The following is a 16,950-nucleotide window of genomic DNA, read 5'->3' as shown; positions in this document are numbered from 1 at the left end:
ATTTCTGTTCAGGAGAAATGTACCATGACAGGCATTACGAACAATCGAACAGGAGGGTGCCATTGTGGCGCGGTCCGTTTTGAAGTGACACTCAGCGACGACCTTAAATCAGTTCGTCGTTGTAACTGTTCTTATTGCCGGATGCGTGGATCAGTTGTCGCGGCGGTAGCGCTGGATGGAATAAACATTCTTCAGGGTAATGTCATACTGACAAGCTACCGATTTAATACGAGAAAAGCACAGCATTTCTTCTGTTCTCGCTGCGGCATACACACGCATCATCAACGTCGTTCTGATCCGAACCGGCATGCGGTAAATGTGGCCTGTCTGGACGGAGTTAGTCCTTTTGACTTTCCGGAAGTCCCGGTGATGGATGGGGCCAATCATCCGAACGATACTGGAAAGCCGGCGCAACTGGCTGGAACCCTGTATTTTGAAAGTACATTAAAACGTTGAAAATCTCATGATCAGGTGGAGGGAGTCCTTAACTTAAGTCAATTGATTGTAGTTTTTCAGAAAATTCTTGATTATTCATGGGAATAAAGACTCTATTCCTTTGGGTTTTCATCCTCTTCCAGCATGCCCAATACACGTTTAGCGTCTTCAATCTGCCGGCTGATATCCTCAGGAACGGGTTGATAATATCGATCCAGTGATTTTAGGTCATGCTTACCGGCCACGTGTTTGAGGTCCAGGGGATTGGGCAGCAACTTTGCCAGGCGACTGGTCGCTTCATGGCGTAGATCATGAAAAGTCAGATCTTTCAGTCCGGCACTTCGAACCATACACCCATATCGGACACTGAAAGCGGCTTCAGTTCCCGCATCAAAGATCAGCTGTGTCGGTTTAGGTTGATGAGGAAGAGTGGCACGTTTCTCGAGCTGGAGGCACTGACGGCTTCAATCAGGCGTTCAAATTTCCCAGGAAGAGAAGAGGCCCGACTTTCCTTGAGGCGTCGCGCAGAATGGCTGGGATATGCCCGATCCTGTCGGCTTTCCGATCGGCCATGCAGTCATCGCGATACCGTTCAACAAGTGTGCCAATCGTCATCTTGTCGAAAGGGTGCGTATCTGTGAACTGGCCAAGCTCTGCTTTGGCGGCTGTTTCATTGAGCCAGCGTCGGGCTTGCGTCGCAGTGGAGAAAGTCTGCTGCACCCGTCGACCGTCGACCGTCGACCGTCGACCACCTTACGGGTCATGTATTGCTTGGGGCCAGGATAGCTCACCCCGCAAGGTAAAGGCTTGCCTGTGGCGGGGGCCGTGTGCCCCCTCATGACATCACCTGCTGGCGTGTTGATTTCTTCCGCCATGAGAGGACACTACGACGTTCCTCGCGAGGGTGCAAAAACACATATTTTTTGGAGGAGTTTCGTCAAAAAACCATTGAAAACAATGGCGTCCCGTACGGGATTCGAACCCGTGTTGTCGCCGTGAGAGGGCAAAAATAGACCGTGGTCATCTAGGGGTTCCTGTCATAACTATATGAAAAACAGATACATTTATGTCATCCAATCTCACGGCTTGTCACCCTAAATCTTCCTTATTGTGGTGCAAAAATGGTGCATGGTTTTCTGTCAGCTGTATTCAGTGTTTCGTATAGAGGGCATATGCGCGACTAATTCTCGGGAGATTGCTTGACGTAATATCTGCGAAAGTTACGTAGTCCGACCGTAAGCGCACGAGATGTCTGAAGTTTATAGTGCGGTCGCAAGTCTAAAAAGTTCTCTGATTGGGAAGACGACCATGTAGAAATTCATATTTCATATTTTTTTGTGATTTTCAATAAAATCAGTGCCTTAGATATTGCGAACTGCGGGACTCGAACCTGCATCAACCCGCAGTGACACTTTTCTAACCCCTTGAAACAGCAACAAGAACATGGCGGACTTGTCTTCTGCTTTGTGTTTGTGTCCTCAGAGCTGGTTAAACACTCTGGGAAGGTAAGGCAATCAGTCTACCCTGAAAATTCTGATTTCTATTAGATTAATCATCGATACAAAACTAAGAAATACCTGACCATTCATAGGGTTCGGGGATATGGTTTGAATATTGTATTCGGATCAGGCATGGTGGTATCGAATCAGTAATAATATTACTAACCCGTAAAAAATGAGCGTAAATATTTAGGGCACCTCTTTTCAGGATGTCAGGTTTGTAATAAATGCATGCTAACTAAATTTTAATGGAGTAGAGCTTTTGAAGCGTTTAGTCGTGTGCGGAGTGGTTTTATCCACTTTCCTGACTGTTGCTGTGGCAGGGACCGATATTGCGCAAGCTGCGGTGAAGAGTGCGCTGTCTTCCGCGTCTTCTGCGCCGACAGTCTCTCCTGTGACCCTGTCTGGCTCTGCTGGTGAATGGACTTACCGGTGTATTTTTCCCTCATCTGCTCCAAATGCTGCTCCCAATGTCTGCCTCGCTGAGCAGCGTCTGATGATGCAGGATGCGCAAAAGCAGACCATTCCTCTGGGAGGGGTTATTCTGGCGCGCGCAACGGATGATGCTGTCAAAAACCCGCTTTCCAGTCGTCCCTGGCGTTTGACACTAATGACTCCTCTGGGGCTGTCACTTCAACAGGCAGCGCGCCTTGTTGTCGGCAAGGAGGCTCCCCTGACTTTGGCCTGGCAGAGCTGTGTGTCTTCGGGGTGTCTGTCCACTCTGGATCTGACGGCCGCTCAGGTTGACATGCTGCAGCATGGTCAGACTGGCCATATTGAAGTGAACAAGCTGGCTGGCGGCGTGCTGACAATCAATTTCACACTGAATGGCATTGATAGTGCACTCAGGACGGTCGACGGTTGGATTGCGCGTTCACAGTCAGCTCCTGCGCAGTAATTTCTATTTACGATTACAGTAATTTTTTTAGCCTGTTCTGGTTTTACGATGAATTATAAAAAAGCTCTCTGCTCCATTCTGGGAGTGGCGTCTCTCGTTGTACCTTGTGCTGCATTTGCAGCGCCAGGTGGAGACGCAGGTATTCCGCCTTCTGTCGGGTTGCCTGCAGGGCCGGGGTCATCGCAGGATCAGTTTCAGCGTTATCAGCAGCGCCAGCAGCAACTGGATATGTTGCCGCCCCCCAGCAGTAATACGGAATTCCTGAACACGCCGCGTCAGTCTTCTGCGGCAAAGGGATGTGTGGCGATCAGGTCTCTCTCGATTGATGGTGCGCCTCACTTGTCGGTCACCGCGCGTGCCATGCTGTCAGCCCGATATACGGGGCGATGTCTGGGCGTGTCCGACTTCAATCATGCTCTTGATGATATCAATGGAGCCTACATGGCGCAGGGGCATGTGACCTCCCGTGCGTATTTGCCCGAGCAGTCCCTGCAGGACGGTCAGCTGCATATTGTTGTTGTGGAAGGCATGCTCTCGGGCTTTCAGTTTGAGGGAATATCCCCCCGTTTTCATGAACTGACGGCTTTTCCGGGATTACGTGATCATATTCTGGATCTCCGTGATCTGGAGCAGGGGCTGGATCAGATGAACCGGCTGCCAAACTGGTCTGCAACAATGCAGATTGTCCCAGGACAGTTTCCGGGAACATCCGCGGTCAAAATTCGTCAGTCATCCCCTGGCTATATTCATGGGCAGATCTGGGCGGATAATAACGGCCAGTATGAAACAGGGCACGAAGCCGGACACGCCATGCTGACAGCACAGGATGTGCTGGGGCTGCTGGATATGTGGTCTGTGGAATATGATCATTCTCTGGTTGGCGATGCCGGTCGGCGCGGCACGCAATATATTTCTGCAAACGGCTCCATTCCTTTTGGCAAATGGACCGTATTTGGCGGCTGGTGGATGTCTGATGACGTCTATCATCTGCAGACCCTGGATGAAGATTACAGACTGGGTGGTCGGCGCAAGGATTTTCGGTTCGGTCTGTCTCGTGTCGTGGCGCGTAACCGGATTGGTGTCACCACCTTACAGGCTTTTTACGAACTTAAATCGTTCAATTCCACTTTGGACCATGTGCGCCTGAACACGCAAAGTGCGCGTCAGGCCTCTGTGACGGCGCAGGCAAGTGAGTCACTTAAGGCCTGGGGTGGTGTCTGGTACATGACGCTGGGCATGCGCTTTGGCGTGGGAGGTGTCGGGACGCATTCTGTCTATGACAACCCGACTCCTGAAGATCCCCACACGCAATATGTCAAACCGAGCCTGGACATTGATGGCTACAAGCCGCTCCCGTTTGGGCTGTTGTGGCATACATCCGTGCATGGAGAATACAGCACCCGCAACCTGTTTACGACAGATCAGCTTCAGCTGGGTGGTCCCTATACGGTCCGGGGCTTCTTGCGCCAGATCCTGCTGGGGAATGACGGGATTTATATTCGGAATGATGTCTCCTGGCGGTTTGCCCGGCCTGGCATGAATCAGGGATGCGGTGCCTATACCGGTTTCTGTCGCCTTTTTGTGGAAGGCGCAGAGCTTTACGGCATTCTCGATGGCGGGATGACCCGGGCGGGATATCATTCGCGTGCCTTGCCGCCTGCTCTCAAGGGTGGAAATATTGCCGGTGCAGGCATAGGAATTCGAAAAACAACCGGTTCCATATTCTGGAATTCCAATATTACACATTCAATTGCTCGTGGTCCGTTACCGCATGAGGGATGGGTCGTGGCCTTTCAGGCAGGAGTGCGGTTCTGATGGCGTGGCTGTCCATGAAACGATTTTTCCGACAGGTTGTGGCAACAGGGACGTCGTTCTCTCTTGCGCTGGCACCCACTCTTGCAAATGCCCAGCAGGCTGCGCCATCTATTGTCATTGACAACAGAACCAATCCTTCTGCACCAGCTCCTAATCTGGACAGAACGGCCAACGGGGTTCAGCAGCTCAATATTGCAACGCCTAATGGCGCGGGGCTGTCGCATAATATGTTCACGCAATACGGCGTTGAACAGAAAGGTCTGATTCTCAATAACGCAACCCAGGCGACGCAGACGAAGCTTGGTGGCTATGTGTACGGGAATGCCAACCTGCATGGTAAAGCCGCCAACGTTATTCTGAATGAAGTTACCGGGCATCAGGCCAGCCAGATGCTGGGCTATACGGAAGTAGCAGGGCAAAAAGCAAATGTTATTGTTGCCAACCCTAATGGTATCACCTGTAACGGTTGCGGTTTTATCAATACGGATCGGGTGAGCCTGTCGACAGGTCATCCGGAAATTGACGCCAGCGGCAAGCTGTCCGCCCTGACTGTCAGCGACGGTCTTATTGCGTTTGAAGGCAAGGGCGGGGATTTCACGGCAGTTCCGGTTCTGGATATTCTGAGCCGCCGTGTGACCCTTGATGCCAAGGTCAATGCCCAGACAGCCCGTCTGGTGGTTGGTCGCAGTCGGTTTGATTACGAAACCGGAACTGTGCATGCTCTGAAATCCGACGGATCCAAAGCGCCGGAATTTTCTATCGACAGTTCAGCGCTGGGCGGCATGTATGCTGGTCAGATCTCCATGGTCGTCAATGAAGCCGGTGCTGGTGTGCGGGTTAATGGCACCATGGCGGCCAATGCAGGTGACATGACGCTGACGGCAGATGGTCGTCTTGTGCTGAATGGTTCCATGACAGCCACCGGAAATGTTTCTGTTCAGGCAGGAGGTGTGCAGAATGCTGGCACGCTCCAGTCTGGAGCGGATACACGGATCGCTTCGACAGCCGATGTCAGTAATACCGGCATAGTGTCTGCGGGACAGGCCCTGAGCATTTCAGGTTCCTCTCTCACGAACACTGGCACGATGACGGCCTCAGGAAAGGATGGCGCGTCCTTTGCCTCTTCGGGTGCGTTCAGCAATAGCGGGCAAATCGGAGCGACACAGGGGGGTGTTTCCGTTCGGGCGGGATCTGTAACGACCACGTCAGGCAGCACGCTGGCTTCTGTTCGGAATATAGCGATACAGACGGATGGCAGCTTCAGTCATGCAGGTGAGGCCTCGACCTCGGGTGGCACCCTGACGCTGAGTGCCGGCAATGTGACGGTCTCTGGTGGTAAGCTTGCATCGACGGGCACTCTAAGTGCTACGGCCTCTTCCTGGACCGCCTCTGCGGGGTCGATCCTTAAATCAGGAGAGGCTCTGTCTCTTGGCATCTCGGGGCCTGTTTCAAATGATGGCGTTATCTCTGCTGTAACAGGCGTGTCCCTGACGTCTGCAGGGAATGTCACGAATGGCGCGTCAGGTTCCATAACGGCGCAGTCAGGACCGCTCGTTCTTTCGGCATCCGGGGGTGCGGTGACGAATGCCGGACAGATTGAAACGGTGTCTGCGGGGGATCTGACGGTTTCGGCGGCGAGCTTTGACAATGGCGGTACGGTGTATGGATCCGGTGCGGGGACTCTGGCTCTGTCCGGTGCTCTGCGGAATGCCGGTGGCCAGATTGGCAGTGGGACGGGTCCGCTTGTTCTCACGGCACAGACCATTGACAACACCGCCGGAAAAATCATCTCTGCCGTGGCTCCGGCTACTCTGACGGCAGATACGATTGCGAACAGCAGGGGCGTAATTCAGGCCGCGGGTGATCTGATGCTCTCTGCAGCGTCTCTGGATAACCGTGCTGGTGGCGCCGTGCTTTCCACCGGTGGCGCTCTGACGCTGACGCATGGCCAGGCACCGATGGACAGTGTTCTCAATCAGGGCGGGAGTCTTGGAGCGGCAGGGAGCCTGTCTCTGAACACATCGGATTATGTGAGCGATGCGACCAGTTCTCTGGCCAGTTCGGGTGTTCTGACACTGGTGATGACGGGGACGCTCGATAATGCGGGGCAGCTGATCGGTGAGCAGGGTTTTGCCCTGACTGTCGGTGCCTTGAAAAATGAGAGCAGCGGGCTTGTTGCGGCGAGACAAGGCAATGGCAGGCTGACGGTCACAGGTCGTGGCGGACTTATAAATGCAGGCACCATTGAAACGCTTGCGACGGGCAGTCAGTTAACAGTTGCCAGTGCTGGCGAACTGGCAAACAGTGGTTTGCTGACCGGAGTAGGCTCGGTTGCGCTGAGTGCTGACGCAGCTGTAACGAACCGTGGAACGCTCAGCGCCCAGGGTGGAAATCTGTCTCTGAAAACGGCGACACTGGCAAATAGTGGTAGTCTGGCAGCCTTGTCGGGACTGACTGTGACGGCGACCAGTGGTGTTACGAATGATCAGAATGGCCAGATTGCAGTACAATCTGGTTCACTGAGCCTGACAGCAGGTGGGAGCGGTCTGAGCAACGCGGGGCAGATCGGAAACGTTGATGCTGGCGATCTGACAGTTTCGGCAACCAGCCTGACAAATACGGGAACGATTGGCGCTGCGGGATCAGGAACGATCACGGCAGACGGGGCTATCCACAACAGCGGAAGCCTGAAGGCAGAAGGGCAGGGGCTGACGGTCCAGGCGCATGATCTGACTGATAGCGGCACACTGGCCGCGACTGCGGGCGATCTGGTTGTGCAGACGTCCGGTGCGCTGACGAACAGTGGCACACTCTATGGCGCCGGCGCTGATACACTGAGGGTGTCTTCTGATCTGGACAACAGTGGTGGACAGATTGGATCCGGGACCGGTGCTCTGAACCTTTCCGCAGATACGATGGCGAACAACGCAGGCAGCATCATCTCGTCGTCTGGCGGCGTAAATCTGATGCTGAACAGATCCGTGGATAACCGGAACGGTACCATTCAGGGGCAGAGAGACGTGATCCTTTCTGCCACCTCTCTGGATAACCGTTCGGGTGGTACTATTCTGTCACTGGGGGGCGCATTAACGCTGTCTGACGGATCTGTGCCGATGAACAGTCTTCTGAATCAGGGAGGTACTCTTGGGGGTGCCGGGCGTGTGACCCTGAATACGGAGACCTACGGCAGTGATGCCACTAGCGCACTGATCAGTACGGATGTGCTGACCCTGACGATGACAGGAGCTCTGGAGAATGAGGGCCGTCTTGTTGGACAGAAGGGTTTTGCGATTACTGCCGGATCTTTCCGGAATGGATCGGGCGGTGTCCTTGCTGCCGTGACAGGTGATGGTAGCCTGACAACGACAGGCAGCGGTGGCGTGACGAATGCGGGTACGATTGAGACCCTGGCGACAGGATATCTTCTGACGCTGAAGACTGGCGGCGGCTTTGTGAACAGCGGAGCCGTTCTGTCCGGTGGCGCGACAGTGTTGACGGCCCTGGGAGACGTGACGAACAGCGGCAAGCTGAGTGCTCTTGGGGGAGACCTTACCCTTTCCACGCCCACGCTTGGAAACAGCGGCACCCTCGCGGCCAGCGGATCAGCGACCGTGACGGCAAGTCATGATCTGACGACGAGCGGTGTGGTTTATGCAGGGAACGACCTGACGCTGACTGCCGGAAAGACGATGTCCGTTGCAGGCGCGTCAGCGCAGGTTGGCGCGGGTGGGGGCGATATTGCTGTCAGGGCTGCGGATCTGAGTGTGACGAATGGGCAGATTATTGCGGCTGTCGGCCAGCTTAACGTTGTGGCTGGCCATATTCTTAACGCCAGCGGGCTGCTTGAGGGGGCTGAGGATCTGACCATCAGGACAGATGGTCTGACAAACACAGAGAGTGGGGTGCTTCTTGCCTGTGGCGGGGCGCTCACTGTTTCAGGTCTATCCTCGGGGGAGGCCGGGACAGTCTCCAATACAGGGGGCACTCTTCAGGGGCAGACCGGCGTTACAGTTCGGTCTGCGTCAGTCGATAATACTGGTGGTACAATTCTGAGTCATGCGGGTCCGTTGACGCTTGTGTCAGAGGGGCTGCTGAACAACAGTTCAGGCATCATCCAGTCCGCAACCGATCTGTCTCTTGTCGCCGGGTCTTACAGCAGTGACGTCGGTGCGGTTCTGAGCACCGGAGGCACTTTGAGTGCCTCTGTATCCGGGCAGATGGATAACGCCGGCCATATCATTGCGGCTGGTGACCTTGATCTCACGGCAGGCAGCCTTGTGACGCACAGTGCAGCGACGGCCGTGGATGTTTCCGTCATCGCCAGTACGGGAGGGACGCTGACGGTTCATGCGGGCTCGGTGGTGAATGCCGGTGCTCTTGAAGCAACGGGGGCAGGCGGTTCGGTTCGGCTGACGGCGGATAAGATCAACAATACCGGTGCCCTGAGTGCTGCGGGTGATCTGACGGTCTCCGACACGGGTTCGTTGACATCTTCAGGCACGATGCTGGCGCAAAAAGGAACTGCTGCGATTTCGGCTGCCAGTGTCACGAACAGTGGTTTTGCTGGAGGTGCGGTTTCTCTGAGTGTTGCGGCGAATGACAGCCTGATGAATAGCGGCACGCTGTTTAGCGGGGGTGTTCTGACGGCGCGTAGCGGCAGGATGCTTGGCAATGGCGGGGGGCAGATTGGTGGTTCTGTGATTGACCTGACTGCCGGTGGTGCTCTGGACAACAGGGCTGGCACAGTTATTGCCAGTGCGGGCGATCTTGCGCTGAAGGCCGGGCAGGTGATGAATGGCACGGGTGGCGTGCTTCAGAGCAGTGGTTCCGTCACGCTCACGACGGATACACTCCAGAATGCAGGGGGCACCGTTCTTGCAAAAGCTGGCGATCTGACGGTGCTCTCTCCTGATGGTGTTGCCGGCGCAGTTGATAATAGCACAGGGACGCTTCAGGCTGGCGGCGCCATTATTCTGCCCTTCAGCACCCTGAATAACGCGAATGGCTCGATCCTGGCGCTGGGTGACAGCCTGACGCTGGCGGGAACAACCGGCAGTGTCGTGGCAAATGCCAACGGTAAGATTGAAAGTAACGGCACCCTGTCTCTGGCAGCTGGACGCTATACCACGCAAGACCCCGTCCCGGATGCAACGCTCCCTGCAGGTCGTCTGGCTGCGGCGGGGGATATGACCCTGACGTTGAGCGATCAGGTGCAGAATAGTGGTGTCATCGCGGCAGGTCGTTCTTTGACGCTTACGGCAGACAGCGTCGCAAATGATGCCGGAGCCGTCATTGCCAGCACAGCGGGAAATCTTGCGCTGAACCTGAGTGGTGCGACTGGTCTGGACAATGCAGGGACAATCCAGTCCACCGGTGCGGGTGCAACGCTTAAGATCGGGACACACTCCTTAGAAAATACTGCAACGGGCGGTATTTTGTCGAACGGGGCGCAAATTCTGAGCGTGTCCGGCGCACTGGGTAATGCCGGGGAAATTACGGCGTATGGCAACCCTTTGACCGTCAACGCAGGGTCTGTTGCAAATAGCAATCTGCTGCTGGCCGGGTCTGACCTGACACTCTCCACCCCAGGGAATCTCACAAATACAGGGCTGGTCTATGGTAAGAGGAACGCTGTTCTTTCTGCAGATCAGCTTGATAACAGAGGCGGGCAGATTGGGGCCGGAGAGGGCGGCCTGACGGTAGCCGCCTCGTCGCTCGATAACTCTCAGAATGGCCGGCTCATCGCAACCGATGGTGTGGCCACAGTAACGTCCGGCCCTGTTGCGAATGACAATGGACTGATTGAGGCTGGCAGTGATCTTGCACTCTATACGACGGGCCTGACAAACAGCAGCGGCAAGGTTCTTTCCGATCGGGGGAGTGTTACACTGGCTGAAAGTGCTTCCGGTGAGAGTGCCGGAACCATCAGCAATAATACTGGCGTGTTGCAGGCCGGGGAAAGCCTGACCGTCATCGCGGATACGCTGAGCAATCGTTCTGGAACAGTCTTGACGCAGAACGGTGATCTGTCTCTGAGCGCGCCAAATGGTGCTGCGCTGCAGTCTGTTGATGATACGGGAGGCATGGTGCAGTCCGGGCGGGATCTTGCCCTGAACACGCAGGTCCTGACGGGGGCTACCGGATTATCTGCCGGTCGGGATATGAGCGTTACGCTTGGCAGCGGGATCAGCGATCCGATGCTGTTTTCTGCTGGCCGGAACATGACGCTCACTCTGAACGGCGATTACAGCATTACCGCAGGGAGCGGCGTGATTGCGGAAGGCGATGCACACATTTCGGCATCGTCCGTCAATAATGCCGGTGCGATGATGGCCGGTGGTACGCTGAGTGTGCGCACGCCCGGCGCGATCAGCAATACGGGTCTGCTTGATGGCACGGGCGGCCTGAGCCTCGCGCTGGACGGTGCGCTGAGCAATGTTCAGGGCGCAATTCTGTCTGATGCGGGCAGTATTGAGATTGGTGGTCTGTCCAGACCGTATGCCGGGGACGTGCTGAACCGTTCGGGTGAGATCATGGCAGGGAGTGCTGCCGGGGATGTCGTGATCCGGGCGGCGTCTCTGACGAATGATATTCTGGGCGGTGTGACAACCACCAGCGACCAGGTTGTTTATGACAAAAAATATACGGTTGGCACGGATGCGCTTGCTACGCCGCCAGCACTCAATCCATCCCTGGCCAACTATGGTGCAATCAACCGGTATTACAATCATGTTATGAAAATCTATGTGCCTGAGCTGTGGTATTCCGCTACAGGTCAGAAAGGCACCGGATATTATATTGTAGCCCTTGATGGTGCTTCGGCCTCTTCCTTTGTTGAGGTGACAGGGACAGGTTCGTCAGCAACGGCAGACAATGCTGCGGCACTGATCAGTGCGGGCCGAAATCTTGTTGTTGAGACGACGGGCGATATTCTCAATGATGCCAGTCACATTGCAGCCGGTCAGGACATGGCGCTTACGGGGGCCAGCCTGACGAATAAAGGCTATGATACGGAAATCGTCTGGAGCCTGACTGAAAACTCTCCTCATCTGAAGCGCTGGTTTACGCCATCGGACGGATCTCAGTTCGTAACACCGGACCCTGCGGCTTCCAGTAATTCAGCCGGCAATCCGGGATGGATGAACCTGAATGGAGGACCCCATACCACCCAGTGGGGAAGTTCCACCTATACCGGCCTGAGCGGCTCCATCGTGGCCGGCGGCAATCTGACGGGGTCCTTTACCGGCCAGCTTAACAACACGACCGTTGTGGCGCACGCAACGCCGGACCTGCTGGCCTCGGCGAACGCTTATTCCGGCACGACACCCGGCAACGTCTCTCCGGCTGGCTCTGTTGCTGCGGCATCAGGCGGCGGTCTGGTCGTTCCGGGGAGTGCTGGCAGTTTTGCACAGGCCTCTACAGCAACGTCTTCAGGCACGACCGGGGCTGGTGCGGTATCCGGCGGACAGCTTGCCAGCCAGACAGGAACGACAGCCACCGGGCAGGCCTCAGCGGTTTCTGGCGGAACGCTTGAGGGCATTTCTCCCGGATCGACGCAGGCGGTCAGTACGCAGTCAGGAAGCGGGGCAACGACCAGTGTTCCGGCGGGTTCCTCTGTAACAGCCCCCGTTTACGGAAATGTTCTGCCCCCCGAAGGTCATGAGAGCGGGGCGACAACAGCTCAGAACCTCGCACTTCCGGGCTTTACCGGGGCAGCCGCAGCGTCTGTCTCGCAGGTGATTTCTTCTGTTCCCGCGGGTAAGGCGCTGTATGTGCCCAACTCTTCGCCGGACGCGCATGTTCTGATTGAGACGAACCCGGCCTATACGAGCCTGACGGCGTTTCACGGGTCTGAATATCTTCTGGACCGTCTGGGGGACCAGCCGCAGGACTACACGTTCCTGGGGGATTCCGCGTTTGACCAGCAGTATGTGCAGCAGCAGATTGTGTCTGCCACGGGGCAGACGTTCCTGGGGGGCACGTTCACTACGGCTTCGAGCCAGATGCAGGCCTTGCTGGACAATGCGGTCAGTGAGAGTAACCAGCTTGGTTTGAGTATCGGGCAGGGTCTGAGCAGTGCGCAGCAGGCGGCGCTGACGTCTGACATTGTGTGGTATCAGAACGAGGTTGTGGACGGTCAAACCGTTCTTGTGCCCAAGCTGTATCTTGCTCCGGGGCATGAGGCGCTGACGGGCGCGAGTATTTCAGGGAAGAATGTGTCCCTGACGGCCGCCTCGGTGACGAACAGCGGTAGTGTCTCGGCACAGGATGCGCTGTCGATTACGGCGACATCGGGAGACATTACGAACACCGGNGGGTCTGAGCAGTGCGCAGCAGGCGGCGCTGACGTCTGACATTGTGTGGTATCAGAACGAGGTTGTGGACGGTCAAACCGTTCTTGTGCCCAAGCTGTATCTTGCTCCGGGGCATGAGGCGCTGACGGGCGCGAGTATTTCAGGGAAGAATGTGTCCCTGACGGCCGCCTCGGTGACGAACAGCGGTAGTGTCTCGGCACAGGATGCGCTGTCGATTACGGCGACATCGGGAGACATTACGAACACCGGGTCGCTGTCTGGCGGAACCGTCAGCCTGACGGCGCAGGATGGCTCGATCCTCAACAGTGATACGATCAACACATATCTTGTGCAGGGCGGCACGCAGGGTCAGCTTGCCTCTGTCGGGACTATCACGGCGACGGGTGCTGCCAGCCTGTCTGCCGCGAAGGACATCACGTTCAACGGTGGTGTGCTGACGACGGGGAGYGATCTGAGTGTTCTGGCCGGTGATGGTCTGACGCTTGGGACGACGACGGTGCAGCAGGCGGCAGCTGTTTCGGGCAAGTCCCTGAGCATGAGCGGCAGCCAGACACAGAATTACGGCACGACCATCACGTCTGGCGGGAACGCGACACTTGCGGCCTTGGGGGGAGACCTGAAGGCAGCCGGGGCCACCCTGACATCCGAAGGGTCCACCACGCTTCTGGCAGGGAAATCTCTGGATCTGGGGGCTGTGACGAACAGCGAGTCAGAAAGTATTTCTGGCAGCAAGAGCGGGTTCCTCACACACAGCAGCTTCTCGAACAGCCAGAGCAGCAGCACGGATGTCGGCACCACGGTTGCAGCGGGCANGCACGACCATCACGTCTGGCGGGAACGCGACACTTGCGGCCTTGGGGGGAGACCTGAAGGCAGCCGGGGCCACCCTGACATCCGAAGGGTCCACCACGCTTCTGGCAGGGAAATCTCTGGATCTGGGGGCTGTGACGAACAGCGAGTCAGAAAGTATTTCTGGCAGCAAGAGCGGGTTCCTCACACACAGCAGCTTCTCGAACAGCCAGAGCAGCAGCACGGATGTCGGCACCACGGTTGCAGCGGGCATGGTGGGCGGCGGCGGTGATGTCACGCTCCAGTCCGGCGGTGCGTTTACAGAAAGTGCTTTGCACAGCGCGTCCAGTGAAGCGTCTAGCCATCATGTGGCTGGCCTGCATCTGAGCACGCAGGGGGCAAGTGGGACGGTGGGCTACGGCTCCCGCACGGATACGCAGAGTGTCAGCAGCAGCACCTACACCCCGAGTGTGATTGCCAGCACGGGTGGCAGCCTGAGCATCAGCGCGAACGGGCCGGTGACGATTGACGGGTCTGTTGTGGCTGCGGCGAAGGATCTTGGCATCAGCGGGTCTTCCGTTGCGTTCACCACCGAGCAGAGCAGCACGACGCAGACCGCGATGCACAAGGATAAGAGCATCGGGGTAACGGGCGGGATCTCGTCGGACTCGATGGTGGGTCAGGCGATTAACGGAGCCCTTGGGGCAAAGCAGTCCGGCACAGGCGTGCAGTCTGCTCTGGCGGGGATCCAGACCGGGCTTGGCGAGGGCATGTCGGCTCTTGGGGGTGCGACGACCAACAACATTATTGGCGGTCAGGTTTCGGTCGGGTTCTCAAGTAACAAGAGCCGGTCGGGCGAGACGCGGACGACGGTGCAGGGGTCTACGGCCTCTGCTGGCGGGACGCTTGCGATTGAGGCGCGCGGGGATAACGCTACCGACAAAAACAATGGTGATCTGAGTGCGACGGCCGCCCATCTGTCAGGGCAGGATGTAGCCCTTGCGGCGCAGAAAGACCTGACGCTGCACTCTGGTGTGAACACGGACCACACGGAGGCGACGAGCAGTTCGAAATCGGCATCTGTGGGTGTTGAGGCGAGTGTCGGGACGACGGGGAACGTGGGTGTGAGTGTGACGGCGTCCGCCTCGGCCTCGCGCCAGCACAGTGAGTCTGACAGCACGACAAACGTGGACACGACGGTCAGCGCGACCCATGCTGTCACACTGAATACACCCGGCACGACGACGCTGGATGGCGCGGAAGTCAATGGTGAGCGCGTGAGCGTGAAGAGCGGAATGTTGGTGATCAGCAGCCCGCAGGACACGGCCAGTTACAGCAGTAATTCGGAGAGCGGCGGGTTCAGTGTTTCGATCCCTGTTTATGGTGCTGGTAGTTTTGGCGGGTCTGCGCATGTTGCGGGTCAGACGGTAAAGGATACGTATCGCTCTACGGAAGCCACGCAGTCTGGACTGTATGCCGGCAACGGTGGTCTTGATGTTGATGTTTCTGGCAACACAACGCTGAAGGCGGGTGTGATCAGCAGCACGGCGGATGCGAGCCTGAACCATTTCCACACGCAATCTCTGGACACGACCGGGGAAGACAATCAGTCGACCTGGAGCGGGACGAGCTTTGCGGCTGGCGGCGGCTTCAGCACGGCGGGCTCGCTCATGGATGCCGCGAAGACGGTAACGGTTGCGGTTGGCCATGTTGACTACAACGAGACCACGACGACGAACACGGTCATCACCGGGAATATTGGGGTTGAGAGCGGAGAGACGCACGGCACATACGATACGGACCTGACCACGGCGAACGGGCATCTGGATAACACCTTTAACGCCACGAAAGTTAACAACACGCTGAATACGCAGACGGCTGCGGAGACGGCGGCAGAAACAGCTGTAGAAGTGGGGGCTCAGGCGTATAAACGGTGGGGGCCGAAGAGCCAGCCAGTGCAAATGAGTGATGGCAAAACACTCAGTCAGCAGAGACCTGAAGGGGATCAGGCGAGCGTTTATGCGGCGCAGGGAGATGCGGATGGTCCGGATAATGAACTGACGGCGACGTCTGGTACTGGAAATGGAACGTCCCCCTCCGCGTCTTCCGAAGATCAGACCAACGGGCAGGGAGCATGGGCTGCCGGAAAGGATCATGCGGGATCTGATACGCGGGGAGGAGAGGGCGATTATCGGTTTGGTGGTGAATATCCGACGGTTACACCAGAAGGTAATCCTGCGACTGGTGTTGACGCGTATGCGCCTCAACATAAGACCGATATTCCGGGGGTTGGGACTGCGGAAGCGGCGATTCTGCAGGCGTCTCTGGGAACGACGCAACGGTTTGATTACTTAAAGGATACGGGGCAGAATCAGGACGTTCTAGAGTTTATGTTTCCGCCGCTTGCTACGGGAATGTCGACGATCAAGACCGTGGAAGATGTGCAGAATGGTGCCTATAAACAGGCAGGAACAGAATTTGCGACAGGAGTTTTGCCGAGCCTCATTCCAGAAGGAAAAATTATTGGTGTTATAACGGGCCTTAAGGAGTTGCAGGCGGCAGCTAAGGTGGGAGAGAAGGTTTCACAGACAAAAGGTGTTGTGAACGATACCGTCCATATGATGGAAGGAAGCTCAGGAAAGATTTCAAATAAAGTATTCGCTGATGAAAAACTTTCCGAGAAAGTTACATGGGTTGACGAAAATGCTAGCATGAGTAAGCGTGCGAGAGCTTATGATGATGATGCAACAGGGTCACGCTCGAATATTGAGACCCAAAAAGGTCAGGCTCCTGCCTTAACTAAATCCAACCCTGATGGAACGCAATCAACTGTCCGTTTTGATGGTTTTGACGGAGATGTTTTGGTTGACCGGAAGCTTTCTGTGGTGACAACTTCCAAGGCAAAAGATCAGGTGCTTAGACAATCAGAGGCTTTGAAGCAAAACGGTTTAGAGCCCTTTTGGAAATTCGCTATGATAGGTTTTCAAGAGGTTTTGAGTGTGATTCAAAGGCAGGATGTGGACGCCAGCACAACGAGGCCGCATGGCCGGAATTACACGCAAGACGAAACGCTATCCGTCTGATCTGACAGATGAGGAATGGGAGCGCATAGCGCCTCTGATGCCCCCTGCGAACCGGCGTGGTCGGAAACGGACAACCGATTTCCGTGAGATCATCAATGCTCTGCGCTATCTCGTGC

General features: G+C 56.2%; 8 protein-coding genes and 1 tRNA gene. 6 read left to right on the top strand and 3 right to left on the bottom strand.

Features of this window, described 5'->3' with window-relative positions; all coding sequences use genetic code 11:
- Nucleotides 1–24: 24 nt before the first annotated feature.
- Nucleotides 25–456, top strand: a complete 432-nt coding sequence (locus tag KP703_RS12755; RefSeq protein ID WP_215755221.1) for a GFA family protein — start codon at nt 25–27, stop codon at nt 454–456.
- A 92-nt stretch (nt 457–548) separates the two neighbouring features.
- Here KP703_RS12755 and KP703_RS15695 read toward each other — a convergent pair whose 3' ends face one another.
- The 3 genes from KP703_RS15695 to KP703_RS12745 all read right to left on the bottom strand — a co-directional run bounded on the left by KP703_RS15695 (nt 549) and on the right by KP703_RS12745 (nt 1,461).
- Nucleotides 549–785, bottom strand: a complete 237-nt coding sequence (locus KP703_RS15695) for a hypothetical protein (RefSeq protein ID WP_252354065.1) — start codon at nt 783–785, stop codon at nt 549–551.
- A gap of 118 nt (nt 786–903) precedes the next feature.
- A complete protein-coding gene (locus tag KP703_RS15690) occupies nt 904–1,155 on the bottom strand; it encodes a hypothetical protein (RefSeq protein WP_252354064.1) in 252 nt (83 codons plus the stop codon).
- Between the two features lie 238 nt (nt 1,156–1,393).
- Nucleotides 1,394–1,461: transfer RNA gene (locus KP703_RS12745), tRNA-Glu, on the bottom strand.
- A 735-nt stretch (nt 1,462–2,196) separates the two neighbouring features.
- Between KP703_RS12745 and KP703_RS12740 the strand changes: the two genes are divergently transcribed.
- The 5 genes from KP703_RS12740 to KP703_RS12720 form a co-directional block, all read left to right on the top strand.
- Nucleotides 2,197–2,832, top strand: a complete 636-nt coding sequence (locus KP703_RS12740; RefSeq protein WP_215755220.1) for an invasion associated locus B family protein — start codon at nt 2,197–2,199, stop codon at nt 2,830–2,832.
- Between the two features lie 48 nt (nt 2,833–2,880).
- Nucleotides 2,881–4,647, top strand: coding sequence for a ShlB/FhaC/HecB family hemolysin secretion/activation protein (locus KP703_RS12735; protein ID WP_215755219.1), 1,767 nt, complete (start codon nt 2,881–2,883; stop codon nt 4,645–4,647).
- A gap of 14 nt (nt 4,648–4,661) precedes the next feature.
- Nucleotides 4,662–13,001, top strand: a complete 8,340-nt coding sequence (locus KP703_RS12730) for a filamentous hemagglutinin N-terminal domain-containing protein (RefSeq protein WP_215755218.1) — start codon at nt 4,662–4,664, stop codon at nt 12,999–13,001.
- Between the two features lie 1,022 nt (nt 13,002–14,023).
- Complete coding sequence (locus tag KP703_RS12725; protein WP_373687497.1) at nt 14,024–16,834, top strand: hemagglutinin repeat-containing protein; 2,811 nt, start codon at nt 14,024–14,026, stop codon at nt 16,832–16,834.
- Nucleotides 16,767–16,950, top strand: a 184-nt coding sequence (locus KP703_RS12720) for a transposase (protein ID WP_215755216.1), incomplete at its 3' end; no start/stop codon positions are given. The genes KP703_RS12725 and KP703_RS12720, both read left to right, overlap by 68 nt.

The sequence above is a fragment of the Acetobacter sp. P5B1 genome (assembly GCF_018811985.1).
Lineage (GTDB): Bacteria > Pseudomonadota > Alphaproteobacteria > Acetobacterales > Acetobacteraceae > Acetobacter > Acetobacter cerevisiae.
Note: the sequence above shows the minus strand (reverse complement) of the source record. Positions and strands in the feature narration are given on the sequence as shown.

Coding starts and splice junctions, on each gene's coding strand:
- KP703_RS12755 (WP_215755221.1), top strand. CDS start 25: ATGACAGGCATTACGAACAATCGAACAGGAGGGTGCCATTGTGGCGCG.
- KP703_RS15695 (WP_252354065.1), bottom strand. CDS start 785: ATGGTTCGAAGTGCCGGACTGAAAGATCTGACTTTTCATGATCTACGC.
- KP703_RS12735 (WP_215755219.1), top strand. CDS start 2,881: ATGAATTATAAAAAAGCTCTCTGCTCCATTCTGGGAGTGGCGTCTCTC.
- KP703_RS12725 (WP_373687497.1), top strand. CDS start 14,024: ATGGTGGGCGGCGGCGGTGATGTCACGCTCCAGTCCGGCGGTGCGTTT.